The following is a 12,106-nucleotide window of genomic DNA, read 5'->3' as shown; positions in this document are numbered from 1 at the left end:
CCGGCAGATTTAATTTGCCGGCTTTTTTGTTTTCATGCTCACAACGGCATGATGAATTAGCACAACTAAAGCACCAGCCAATATTCCTAATACGCCATCAAATAATAACGGGGCAAGCACTTCACCCACTGTGCCTAAATTTATTAGTGCAAATTTAGTAACCAATATTTGCAAATGATGCAGTACACTTATGCCATGCACTAAAATACCACCGCCGACTAAGAACATCGCTACCGTCCCTGCAAATGCTAAAAATGCCATTAAACGTGGTGCCGCAGCGAGTAAGCCTTTCCCTAATAATTCTTTAAATCGATTTCCTGTTTGCTGAGCTTGAGTGAGTAGATACAAACCAGCATCATCGAGTTTTACAATCCCTGCCACTAACCCATAAACGCCTATAGTCATGATCACTGCGATAACACTCAAAACTAGCGCTTGATTTACTAGACTTGCCCCCGCCACTGTACCTAGAGTGATAACTATGATTTCTGCCGATAAAATAAAGTCGGTTCGAATAGCCCCTTTCACTTTTTGTTTCTCGTATTCCGCTAAGTCTAAATTTTCAGTTTCAGTCATAACGTCGCTTTGTGGGTGTGGTAAAAACTTTTCAACCAGCTTTTCAGCGCCTTCAAAACACAGAAATAATCCACCTATCATTAATAATGGCGTAATCAGCCAAGGCAACCATACACTGATCAATAAAGCGGCAGGAACCAAAATAGCCTTATTGAGGAACGAACCTTTTGCCACAGCCCATACTACTGGCAGTTCACGATCTGCACTAACTCCGGTAACTTGCTGGGCATTTAGCGCCAAATCATCGCCCAAAACACCAGCGGTTTTTTTTGTCGCAACTTTACTCATTGTCGCAATATCATCTAATAACGTGGTGATGTCGTCTAACAAGGTTAATAAATTTGTACCTGCCATTTAATTTCCTTTGTACTTAAATGTTTATATTAATCAACATAGCCTAAACGGCCACTTTCACCAACGGTTAATTTTCATCTGCTATGCTAGTCGATAAACCCACTTACTAAGGTACCAATTTATGTATAAAAGCTTACTAATTGCACTCGGTGTTCTGAGTCTTAGTGCATGTACTGAACAACAAAACAGCCAATCTTATTCTTGCGATAGTCAACTAACGGCGGTTATAACCAGCGAAACTGAAGAGACAGCATCATTAGCTTACAATCAAGTTACCTACCAATTAACGCAACAGATCAGCGCCTCTGGTGCCAAATATACCAATGATGATGTGCTTTTTTGGACCAAAGGCAATGAAGCTATGTTAATCATCGATGGCAACAAATATCACTGTAATTTAGAGTAAAGCATCCGCTTGCAGCGCTTATAATTTACAAAAATACTGCTACACTCATAAATACTTAAGTATTTACGAGTTAGCTATGCGCGCTATTGCTATAAAAACAAAACTGATTTTTGCCTTTGCCACAATCGGTTTTTTAATGCTTGCCAGCAGTGGTTTTTTTTACTGGTCGCTCGGGAAGATTAATCATGCAACTTCAGATATTGAAACCTTAGCAGTCCCCGTACAACAGCAAAGTAATGCGCTGCGTTTATCACTGTTATCAATAACCAAATTTAATGCTGTTGCCTATAGTCAAACAACGCAAAGCAGCTTAAAACAGCAACAGCAAAGCGCCGCTGAAAACCAAGTATTATTTGCCAACAAGCTGAAAGAGTTAAACTCACAGCTTAATGATAAACCGCAAATGCAGCAGCTACTATCAAAAATAGAACAACGCTATCAACAGTTTAATACTACCAGCGCAACAATGTTTAGCGCCAAACAGCAAGGACTAACCGCTACAGCTCAGGTCACTGCATTGGCCACTGATTACGCCAATAACCTCAAAGATTTAAGTAATGGCTTACTTGATTTAGAACTAATTGAAGTAGCAGCTGAGCAACAAACATTATTAGCCGCGATTGTTGGCACCGCGACTCGCATTGATGATCTATTGTTCACTTTAGGGAATAACGTTAAGAATATCAGCCATATAAATAACTTACAAACCCTCAGTAGCCATCAACAAGATACCCAGTTTTTGCTCGATAATATTCAATCGAATTTTACTTATCTAAAGCAACAAGCCAGCGAGCTTGAAAATAAAACCAATTTTGCCAGCCTAGAAGAGCAACTCAACTTAGTCAATCAACAATTAGCAACGCTATATCAGCAGCAAACAAGGCTTTTAACCAGCAAAGTTGAGGCTGAGCAAGCTTTTTCAGCATTTCAGCAGCAATTTCAACTAACTGAACAACTCATTATTGAGCTCAACCAATTAGCCGATAAACGCTTTAACACCTTACAAGCGGATGCTCAATCGGTCATCAACACAGGCTCAACACTTGCCATTATTATAACTTTAGTGCTCATTTCATTTGCTGCGCTGATCTGCTTTTTAACTACACGCGCAATGCTAAAGCCGCTTAATGCGGTTAATAAAGCGCTATCACGCATCGCTTCCGGTGACCTATCGAAACGCACAAAACCCATTAACGACGATGAATTTGGTCTACTGTTAACTAATATCAACCAATTAAGTGATGATTTAAGTTCGTTATTAAGTGCAATCAGTGACAATGCTCACACCTTAGATCAATCAGCTATACAAACCAGTGAGCAAGGCCAACATATGACTGAAGCCGCGCAGCAACAGCTAGATCACATTGCACAAGCCAGTACACTCGCTCAAAACATGCTTAGCAACTCCCAAGCCGTAAGTGAGCAAGCTGATAATACTTCCAGTGAAGTTGCAAACGCTTCGCAATTTGCCAATGATGTAAATCACATAGCAGATCGCAACAGCCAACGTATTGCCGCTTTACTGGCTCGTCTTGATCAAGCAGTACAAAGTACCAACGAACTGACGCAACACACTCAATTAATTGGTGCGATAGTAGATACAATTAGCAGTATTGCTGAACAGACAAATTTACTCGCCCTTAATGCTGCAATTGAAGCTGCCCGCGCGGGTGAGAATGGTCGTGGCTTTGCTGTTGTCGCAGATGAAGTGCGCTCTTTAGCAGCACGTACACAAAGCTCCACCAGTGAAATTCACGCGATGATCCAAACGCTACAACAACAGGCAAGCAATGCCCACCATGAGATCAATGACGGCCAACAACAAGCAAAAGACTGTGTTGCCAATAGTAGCGAACTAAACCAAGCCGTTGATAAAATAAAAAGTACCTTAGTGACAATTAACCAAATGAGCACACAAATTGCGGCTTCATCACATCACCAGCTTGATAACAGTAACGATATAAAACAGCTCATGGCCCAAGTGACTGTTCAAGCGCAAAGCAATGCCGAGCAGGCAAGTACCCTAGCAACTCAAAGTGAAGATGTGAACCAACTCGCCCACTCACTTACCAGTGCGGTTGAAAGGTTTAAGTTTTAAGTTTGCTGCTGCGCAATAAACGCTTTGATGTATTGGTCAAATAACGCAGCGGGAAGTGGCTTACTGTATAAAAAACCTTGAATATAATCACAATTTAAGGCTGTTAAAAAAGCCCGCTGTGCAGATGTTTCAACCCCTTCAGCAATCACTTTTAGATGTAGATTGCTTGCCATAGAAATTATTGCACTCACCATCGCACAATCTTCAAGGTCATCGGGCAAGTCTTTAATAAACTCTCGATCTATTTTTAATTTACTTAACGGAAAACGCTTCAAATAACTCAACGACGAGTAACCTGTACCAAAATCATCAATTGCCAAACCAACCCCAATAGCACGCAGTGCTTGCAGCTGTTGTAGAGTATTTGAGCTATTATCTGCAAGTAACGTTTCAGTAATTTCAAGTGTTAAACACTGCGGTAATAATTGGCTTTCCTGAAGAACGGTTTTTACAAGCGTTTCAATATCTTGACGAATAAACTGCACGCTCGACATGTTAACCGTAACAAAAAATCCATCCCCATAGCAGCGACACCAGCTAGCAGCCTCACGGCATGCTTCTCTGAGCACCCACTCACCTATTGGAATTATTAATCCCAACTCTTCACATACCGGAATAAATTGGGCCGGAGACACTGCTCCCAATTCATCACTATGCCACCTTAACAAGGCTTCGCAGCCTACTGTTTTTTTGTCATGACTAACAATTGGTTGAAAATAAACAGTAAACTCATTATTTTTTAAGGCTTTATGAAGCGCATTTTCAAGCTTGCTGCGGGCGGTTGCTTGTTCGTGTAAACCACTAGTAAAAAACTCGAAACAATTTCGCCCCTGCTCTTTTGCTTTATACATAGCGCTGTCTGCATTTCGTAATAATATTTTACGATCTATGCCATCATCAGGAAAAATAGTGATCCCCATACTGCCTGATAAAAATACATCTTGCTCTGCGATTTGAAAAGAGGAGCTAAGTGCCTTGAGTGCTTTTTTAGCTAATCGCTCAATATCTGCCAACGCATTAATGCCTGGTAATAACAACGCAAATTCATCGCCACCAAACCGCGCGACCACATCAGAGTTACGCATGCATGCTTTAAGCCTTCTTGCGGCTTCAAGTAACAGTAAGTCACCGCTATTATGCCCCAAAGTATCATTAACGTTTTTAAAACGATCTAAATCAATAAAACAAATAGCCAAACGCTTATTATCAGCACTCGCACGGATCATCTCTTGATCCAGTTTATTATTGTAATAAGACCGATTTACCAAACCAGTAAGACTATCAAAATTAGTTTGTAACCACATTTCCTGTTCATTCTCTTTACGTAGAGAAATATCATTAAATAAGGCTACATAAAGCTCGATGTCTTTTTCCTCGTCAAAAACCACAGAAATATTTAGCCAGCTTGGGTAAATGCTACCATCTTTGCGACGGTTCCATACCTCACCTTCCCAGTGTCCTTCCTCGCTTAAACGTTGATATAGTAATTTAAAAAAGGATGGCTTATGGCGACCTGAGTTTAAGATTGCGGGGGATTTACCAATTATATCTTGCTCTTGATAACCAGTGATCTGCGTGAATGCTTCGTTTATAGCTTGAATTTTATTATCACGATTAGAGACTAAAATACCTTCATTTGTTGCCGAAAATACCGTACTCGCAAGACGCTGCTGCTGACGTGCTTTTAGCTGCATAGTAATATCTCGGATTAAATGTATCTCACCTACCTTGCTATTTGTTTCATCCGTTACTGCGGTTACACGTGCGTCTCCCCAGAATACCTCTTTGACGCCATGGAATTGACACTCACTATCAACCTCAACCACCCCTTTCGGACACTCAATAAATGAGTAAATATTGCGTCCCTTGAGTGATTCTCCTGCAGCTAACTTTTGAATAGCCATAGTGTTAGCTGTAATTACAACATGTTCAGTGTCAGTAAAAATCAGCAGGTCATCAATACTATTAAAAATAGCTTTCAGCATTGCACTATCTTTTTGGGCCGACTTTTTAGCGATACGTAACCGGGTAGTCAACACCATTAGCGTAGCCAACAATATCATAAGTAACGAAATCGATATCAATGCTAGCATCAATTGATCAGCGCGTTTTTCTTCGATTTCATTGGTTTGACTGGCCACCAATTCTTCGAGGTTTTCTTGATAATGCCAAAGCGCTTTTTCAAGACTGCGTTGAGATGAAATATCATGTATTACAGAAAATAAGAAGTCTTTATTATTAATCGTAAAGGGGGCCGAATAAACGCTAACAGTACGGGTTTCACCATTTGCTAAACGATGTTTAAAAACAAAGTAGTTTTGCCCTTTGCTCAGTGCAGCTTGGCGCTCCAGCGCTACTTGCTGCTCGGTAAATATATTAATTTGTTGGATCTGCATCGCTTGCAACTGCGCAATGCTGTAGCCATAAAATTCAGCCGCCGCCTTATTGGCAAATTTAATTTCACCGCTTTGAGGCTCCACCACTAACATCACAGCACTATGCTCATTAAAAAGCGACATATTGATCGCAGGATCTAATGACTGCTTAGCAGCGGTTTGATTTGCAAGGGCAATTACAGAGCATGCAATAACAACCTTAATAAATGTTTTTACGATAAGCCCACCCATTCTTTAAAACGCACTTCAAACATTTGCTCTAAACTATAGCTTACTCATTCAATAATGTAATAAAAACCCTCTTTGAAATAATCCATAAAACACCTCATAAATTCGCTTACCTCGGTTATTTAAGTATAATACCAGCAGTCTTTTTAAGCTTTAAAGCGGCCCATAATGAAATACAAAGATCTGCGCGATTTTATCGATTTACTTGAAAAAAAAGGTGAATTAAAACGTATTCAACAAGAAGTTGATCCTTATCTAGAAATGACCGAGATTGCCGATCGTACCTTGCGTGCTAAAGGCCCTGCTTTACTGTTTGAAAATCCGAAAGGTTATGATATTCCGGTATTGGCTAATTTATTTGGCACCCCAGAACGTGTCGCTATGGGTATGGGTAAAGAAGATGTCAGCGAACTACGTGAAGTGGGTAAATTACTGGCATTTTTAAAAGAACCGGAACCACCAAAGGGCTTAAAAGAAGCATTTGGTCAAATCCCCGTTTTTAAGCAAGTATTAAATATGCCTGCCAAAGAAGTTAAAAAAGCGCCGTGCCAGCAAGTTATTATTGAAGGTGATGATGTTGATTTAACGAAGCTTCCTATCCAACATTGTTGGCCAGGTGATGTAGCGCCGTTAATAACATGGGGTTTAACTGTCACCAAAGGCCCTTATAAAAAGCGCCAAAACCTTGGGATTTATCGCCAACAACTGCTTGGCAAAAATAAAATCATTATGCGCTGGTTATCACACCGTGGTGGCGCACTTGATTTTCAAGAGTGGTGTAAAGAAAACCCAGGCCAACCTTATCCAGTATCCGTAGCATTAGGCGCCGATCCTGCAACTATTTTAGGCGCCGTTACCCCCGTGCCCGATACCTTAAGCGAGTATGCTTTTGCAGGTTTGCTGCGCGGCAGCAAAACTGAAGTGGTTAAATCCATATCAAACGACTTACAAGTACCAGCCAGTGCCGAAATAGTGTTAGAAGGCTATATTATGCCTGGCGAAATGGCACCTGAAGGCCCATATGGTGACCACACTGGTTATTATAACGAAGTAGATGACTTCCCGGTGATGACCGTCACTCATATGACACATCGTAAAGATCCTATCTATCACAGTACCTTTACTGGTCGCCCGCCTGATGAACCGGCTATTTTAGGTGTTGCACTTAACGAAGTGTTCGTGCCAATTTTGCAAAAGCAGTTCCCTGAAATTGTCGATTTTTACTTACCGCCTGAAGGTTGCTCTTACCGCATGGCCGTAGTGACTATGAAAAAGCAATATCCTGGTCATGCAAAACGGGTGATGATGGGAGTATGGTCGTTTTTACGCCAATTTATGTACACTAAATTTGTCATTGTTTGCGATGATGATGTCAACGCACGCGATTGGAATGATGTAATCTGGGCTATCACCACACGAATGGATCCAGCTCGCGATACCACTTTAATTGAAAACACGCCAATTGATTACCTTGATTTTGCCTCTCCTGTATCAGGCTTAGGTTCAAAAATGGGCATGGATGCAACCAATAAATGGCCAGGCGAAACTACCCGTGAATGGGGTGAGCCTATCGTTATGGATCAAGCCACTAAAGATCGCGTCGATGAAATTTGGCAAAGCTTAGATATTCTCTAACAGCGCTGTTAGAGGCTATAAACTCACCCTGCGGATATGCTACTATTGCTCAAATAAAGTGCGTATCCGCTAATTTAAGGTAAAACATGCAAACATTACACGCTGAAGTTGTCGCTATCAGCCCATTAACCGAATTTGTTCACAAAGTCATTTTAAAACCAGCACAAAGCGTCACTTTCGAAGCTGGTCAGTACCTACAGGTGGTACTTGGCGAAAAAGACAAGCGTGCCTTTTCAATTGCCAGCCGCCCTTCACAATGTGATGAACTAGAGCTACACATTGGCGCATCTGCCGTTGATTCATACGCAATGCAAACCCTTGAACACCTTCGCGCGGCGCATGCTGATAAACGCTTAGTAACCATTGAAGCTGGCTTAGGTATTTCGCAATTACGCTTACAATGCGAGCGACCAATCATTTTACTTGCCGGTGGCACAGGCTTTTCATACGCTAAATCAATGGCCGATCATTTAAGTGAAATTGAGTGTGATCGCCCAGTGTTATTTTATTGGGGCGTTCGTGAAGAATCAGCCCTTTATGCGCATACTGAAATGCAAGCATGGGCTGATAGCCGCAAAAACTTTGAGTTTATTCCTGTGGTTGAAAATCCAACTGATACTTGGACTGGTCATACTGGCTACGTACACAAAGCCGTTATGAGCGATATAATGTCACTTGCACCATACGATATTTATATGGCTGGGCGTTTTGACATGATAGGTATCGTTCGCGATGACTTCCTAGCACATGGTGCAATTCGTGAGAACATGTATGCCGATGCATTTGCATTTATAAAGTAACATACACACTATAAAAAGCGCCTGGTGGCGCTTTTTATAGTGATTTTACTAAATATACAAATCCTATCCTTTAAAGTTATACTCAATTAACTTAATAAATAAAATCAGTGCCGTTTTATGACTTCAGCAATCGAACAGCGTATTGTGACCTTTTTACTTAAACATATTGAAGGCATAAAGCTGATCTATTTATTTGGCTCTCATAGTAAAGGGACCGCCAACAACAATAGTGATATTGATATCGCGATTATGTCACTCCAACCTTTAGATAATGTCCTACGCTTTAATATTGCTCAACAACTTGCTATAGAGCTAGATAGTGATATTGACCTCGTTGACTTAAACTCAGCATCAACCGTGTTGCAGATGCAAGTGATATCAACTGGTAAAAAGTTATTTGGTGAATCAGTATTTGACATTACATACGCGGCACAAATCTATAGTATGTATGGCCGTCTGCAAGAAGACAGGCAAGAAATTATTAATGATTTCAAAAATGAGTATAACTAACATGCAAGACGTAATTATTAATAAGCTCTCGACGATTAAGCGCTGCTTAGGCCGTATTAATGATGAATTTACGACTGAGCTTGAATTTAAACAAAGCTACACCAAGCAAGATTCTGTGGTATTAAACTTACAACGCGCCTGTGAAGCATGCATTGATATCGCCAATATACTCATCAAGTATCATAAACTCGGCATTCCACAATCAGCGCGTAATAGCTTTGAGTTAATTGCTAATGCTGGGTTGATCTCTACCGATAGCGCCACAGCACTTAAAAAAATGGTTGGTTTGCGTAATATTGCCGTGCACGATTATCAAACTTTAAATTTAGATATCATTATTGCCGTGATTAATAAACACCTCTCAGACTTTGAAAAATACAGTAAAGAAGTTGCCCAGCAAACATTAACTTAAAGCTGCGATTGCATTACTGACACTCCCTGACAGCCTGCTATGATTTACTAAGCCCTCTTAAACAAGGAGAGCTATGATGACCAGTAACGTAATTGAAGTTGTTAATTTTAAACTCAACACTAACGCTAAGTTAGCGCAATTTCATATCGCTAATAACGCATTTCAAAACTTTATCGACCAACAACCGGGTGTGCTTTATCGCTCACTTGCTAAACAACCAGATACCTCAGATTACATTGATGTTATATACTTTGCTACGCCAGCAGATGCCAAGCGAGTCAGTGATGCTTTTTCTGAAAATGAAACCTGCCAACAGTTTGCTAAACTAATAGAAAAACAAAGTGTGCAGTTAGTTAAATACGAAGTACTTAGCCAAACCGCTTGTCAGCAAAGCAAGTAGCTTTATTTTAAGGGACGAAAAGCAGTGCATAAATCAGAGCGGCTATTTCAATTAGTTAACATACTTAAGAGTCGCCGCTTTGCGATCACCGCAAACGAACTTGCCAATAAATTACAGGTATCTCAGCGAACAATTTATCGCGATATTCAGCATTTACAGAGTTCAGGCGTACCTGTTGAAGGTGAGGCCGGCACAGGCTATCTAATTGCCGATTATGACCTACCGCCAATGATGTTTACCTTAGAAGAGTTACAAGCACTATTGCTGGGCAGCAAAATGGTCAGTGCTTGGACCGATCCGCAACTTGCAGCTAAGGCACAAGCTGCTATCACAAAAATAAATGCTGTATTACCACAACAACTAAAGCAACAAGTAGAGCAGCTTCCTTACTTAGTATCAGGCTTCCATCATGGAAAAAGTCACCAAGCAACCACCTTATTACTGCGCCAAGCAATTGCTAATAAAACCAGCGTTGAATTTGATTACCTTGACGCTAACCAACAACCGAGCCATCGTATTGCTGACCCTTTAGGCCTTGTGTATTGGGGTGCCAAGTGGACGTTAATTGCTTATTGTCAGTTACGCTGTGACTATCGCGAGTTTCGCTTAGATCGCATTCAAAGCATTGTCGCTCTTAGCAACGAGTTTGAAACGACCCCGGAAAAAAACTTAGCCCATTATATGGCATTAATCGAGGCTAAATATCAGGCCAAGCCAGGTGAGTAACGTCCTTGTTAAAAGAAGCTATGATTGTTTTTAACTATCAAACTAATCAGCATAAACAATTTCACAAAAACTCATTCGTTAACCATACTTATAGTTAAGTAATTAACGGGGAGAGACCCAAATGTTGAACACCAAAGTAAAAGATTTTATGCAGCGTAAACTGCCACATATCACCCCTGAAACAGAAATGACTACAGCAATAGCAGAATTACAAAAGTTTAAACTACTGGGCGCTCCCGTGTTTGATGATAATAAATGTTTAGTGGGTTTTATTTCTGAGCAGGAATTACTAAAACCATTAATGCAGAATAGCTATTTTTGTGATGGTGTAGTGAAAGTTGCACAACTGATGCAAACAGCAGTTGTTACCGTCAATGCCGACACCAACATCTTGGAGCTTGCAGAGCAAATGAAAACGGGAAAGCCAAAAAACTACCCCGTTGTTGAAGGGACCACAGTGATAGGCATGATTGGCCGCAGTGATATTCTCAAAGCAATGTATGACAACTACCTAAGTTGCCAATAAAAACCAGAGGCGCATAAATGCGCCTAACTGCCTTTTTATCGTGTGGCAGCAGCTTGCTTGAGTGATTGTTTTTCTGTATCGCTCAAATAAGCTATTGCTAGTGCATTAGCTTGAGCTTTTTCCATATCGGCTTGAGTTAGCCCTGCTGCTGGAGCTGCGATTGCGTATTCATGCTCAATTTCAATACCTTCGACAGCAGGATCATCAGTATTAATACAAGCCAAAATACCATGGTCTAAAAATTGTTTCAGTGGGTGCACGTCTAAACTTGCCACGGTGCTGGTTTGCACGTTACTGGTTAAGCACGACTCAATACCAATGCGGTTATCACGTAAGTAGTCCATTAATTTTGTATCTTCAATCGCCTTAACACCATGACCAATACGTCCTGCACCTAGCTCGTTAATCGCTTGCCAAATGCTTGCCGCGCCAAGCGCTTCGCCAGCATGAATAGTCGCCGCTAAATAAGCATCAGCCACTTGTTTGAAGTGATCAACAAATAGCTCGCCTGGGAAACCAATTTCATCACCGGCTAAATCAACCGCCACTAAATCATTTTTAAACGCAAGTAACGCATCAAGCTCTTGTTGGCAAATTTTAGTGCCGTAAGTACGCGACATAATACCTATTAAGTTCGCTTTTAGAGTGCTATTTTGCGTGGCACTTTTAATACCATCAACTACCGCTTCAACCACACCTTGTGGATGTAAACCTTGGCTTTGCGCCATATAATAAGGACTAAAGCGCAGCTCAACATAATCTAAGCCTTGCGCTTGGGCATCTTCGATATTTTCAATCGCGATACGACGACATGCATCGTAGTCACCCAATACAGCAACGCCCCAATCAAGTTTCTGTAAAAAAGCCATTAGATTGGGTTCAGGATCAATAACTTGTACATGGGGGATTAGTGCTGCAACATTGTCAGCAGGCAGTTGGATATTGAACTGACGACCTAAATCAAGAATCGTTTGTGCGCGAACGTTACCGTCAAGGTGGCGATGGATATCTAGCAAAGGGAGTTTTTTATTGATCATAA

General features: G+C 40.9%; 12 protein-coding genes. 9 read left to right on the top strand and 3 right to left on the bottom strand.

All coding sequences use genetic code 11. The features are described 5' to 3' along the window. Nucleotides 1–9 precede the first annotated feature (9 nt). Entirely contained in the window at nt 10–930 is a 921-nt protein-coding gene (locus tag A7968_RS12220; protein ID WP_064666859.1) for a DUF808 domain-containing protein, read from the bottom strand. Nucleotides 931–1,051: 121 nt separating this feature from the next. On the opposite strand from A7968_RS12220, the gene A7968_RS12215 reads away from it, so the two are divergent. Together A7968_RS12215 and A7968_RS12210 are read left to right on the top strand one after the other, a co-directional pair. Then, complete coding sequence (locus A7968_RS12215) at nt 1,052–1,336, top strand: MliC family protein (protein ID WP_064666858.1); 285 nt, start codon at nt 1,052–1,054, stop codon at nt 1,334–1,336. Between the two features lie 76 nt (nt 1,337–1,412). Beyond that, entirely contained in the window at nt 1,413–3,434 is a 2,022-nt protein-coding gene (locus A7968_RS12210) for a methyl-accepting chemotaxis protein (RefSeq protein ID WP_064666857.1), read from the top strand. On the opposite strand, the gene A7968_RS12205 is transcribed toward A7968_RS12210, so the two are convergent. Then, on the bottom strand, nt 3,431–6,061 hold the full coding sequence (locus tag A7968_RS12205) for an EAL domain-containing protein (protein WP_064666856.1): 2,631 nt from the start codon (nt 6,059–6,061) through the stop codon (nt 3,431–3,433). The genes A7968_RS12210 and A7968_RS12205 overlap by 4 nt on opposite strands. 165 nt (nt 6,062–6,226) lie before the next feature. Between A7968_RS12205 and ubiD the strand changes: the two genes are divergently transcribed. The 7 genes from ubiD (at nt 6,227) to A7968_RS12170 (ending at nt 11,067) form a co-directional block, all read left to right on the top strand. Next, complete coding sequence (ubiD, locus tag A7968_RS12200) at nt 6,227–7,693, top strand: 4-hydroxy-3-polyprenylbenzoate decarboxylase (RefSeq protein WP_064666855.1); 1,467 nt, start codon at nt 6,227–6,229, stop codon at nt 7,691–7,693. 86 nt (nt 7,694–7,779) lie between these two features. Continuing rightward, complete coding sequence (fre, locus tag A7968_RS12195; protein ID WP_064666854.1) at nt 7,780–8,493, top strand: NAD(P)H-flavin reductase; 714 nt, start codon at nt 7,780–7,782, stop codon at nt 8,491–8,493. Nucleotides 8,494–8,610: 117 nt separating this feature from the next. Next, on the top strand, nt 8,611–9,003 hold the full coding sequence (gene mntA / locus A7968_RS12190) for a type VII toxin-antitoxin system MntA family adenylyltransferase antitoxin (RefSeq protein ID WP_064666853.1): 393 nt from the start codon (nt 8,611–8,613) through the stop codon (nt 9,001–9,003). After that, complete coding sequence (hepT, locus tag A7968_RS12185; RefSeq protein ID WP_280138465.1) at nt 8,990–9,415, top strand: type VII toxin-antitoxin system HepT family RNase toxin; 426 nt, start codon at nt 8,990–8,992, stop codon at nt 9,413–9,415. The genes mntA and hepT overlap by 14 nt, the downstream gene beginning before the upstream one ends. A gap of 73 nt (nt 9,416–9,488) precedes the next feature. Beyond that, nucleotides 9,489–9,815 (top strand): hypothetical protein, encoded by a 327-nt coding sequence (locus tag A7968_RS12180; RefSeq protein ID WP_227008873.1) that lies wholly within the window; start codon nt 9,489–9,491, stop codon nt 9,813–9,815. 24 nt (nt 9,816–9,839) lie between these two features. Then, nucleotides 9,840–10,541 (top strand): helix-turn-helix transcriptional regulator, encoded by a 702-nt coding sequence (locus A7968_RS12175; RefSeq protein WP_064666851.1) that lies wholly within the window; start codon nt 9,840–9,842, stop codon nt 10,539–10,541. Nucleotides 10,542–10,662: 121 nt separating this feature from the next. Further along, entirely contained in the window at nt 10,663–11,067 is a 405-nt protein-coding gene (locus A7968_RS12170; RefSeq protein ID WP_064666850.1) for a CBS domain-containing protein, read from the top strand. A 35-nt stretch (nt 11,068–11,102) separates the two neighbouring features. On the opposite strand, the gene add is transcribed toward A7968_RS12170, so the two are convergent. After that, nucleotides 11,103–12,104: an adenosine deaminase gene (add, locus tag A7968_RS12165; protein ID WP_064666849.1), complete on the bottom strand. Its 1,002-nt coding sequence runs from the start codon at nt 12,102–12,104 to the stop codon at nt 11,103–11,105. Between the last annotated feature and the right edge of the window lie 2 nt (nt 12,105–12,106).

The sequence above is a fragment of the Pseudoalteromonas prydzensis genome, assembly GCF_001661495.1.
Classification (GTDB): domain Bacteria; phylum Pseudomonadota; class Gammaproteobacteria; order Enterobacterales; family Alteromonadaceae; genus Pseudoalteromonas; species Pseudoalteromonas prydzensis.
The sequence above is the reverse complement of the archived record's forward strand: the minus strand, read 5'-3'. Positions and strand labels throughout refer to the sequence as shown.

What these genes read in the sequence shown, in the direction of transcription:
- hepT (WP_280138465.1), top strand. Translation starts at nt 8,990, where the DNA reads ATGAGTATAACTAACATGCAAGACGTAATTATTAATAAGCTCTCGACG.
- A7968_RS12170 (WP_064666850.1), top strand. Translation starts at nt 10,663, where the DNA reads ATGTTGAACACCAAAGTAAAAGATTTTATGCAGCGTAAACTGCCACAT.
- add (WP_064666849.1), bottom strand. Translation starts at nt 12,104, where the DNA reads ATGATCAATAAAAAACTCCCTTTGCTAGATATCCATCGCCACCTTGAC.
- ubiD (WP_064666855.1), top strand. Translation starts at nt 6,227, where the DNA reads ATGAAATACAAAGATCTGCGCGATTTTATCGATTTACTTGAAAAAAAA.
- A7968_RS12220 (WP_064666859.1), bottom strand. Translation starts at nt 930, where the DNA reads ATGGCAGGTACAAATTTATTAACCTTGTTAGACGACATCACCACGTTA.
- A7968_RS12180 (WP_227008873.1), top strand. Translation starts at nt 9,489, where the DNA reads ATGATGACCAGTAACGTAATTGAAGTTGTTAATTTTAAACTCAACACT.
- A7968_RS12215 (WP_064666858.1), top strand. Translation starts at nt 1,052, where the DNA reads ATGTATAAAAGCTTACTAATTGCACTCGGTGTTCTGAGTCTTAGTGCA.
- fre (WP_064666854.1), top strand. Translation starts at nt 7,780, where the DNA reads ATGCAAACATTACACGCTGAAGTTGTCGCTATCAGCCCATTAACCGAA.
- A7968_RS12205 (WP_064666856.1), bottom strand. Translation starts at nt 6,061, where the DNA reads ATGGGTGGGCTTATCGTAAAAACATTTATTAAGGTTGTTATTGCATGC.
- mntA (WP_064666853.1), top strand. Translation starts at nt 8,611, where the DNA reads ATGACTTCAGCAATCGAACAGCGTATTGTGACCTTTTTACTTAAACAT.
- A7968_RS12210 (WP_064666857.1), top strand. Translation starts at nt 1,413, where the DNA reads ATGCGCGCTATTGCTATAAAAACAAAACTGATTTTTGCCTTTGCCACA.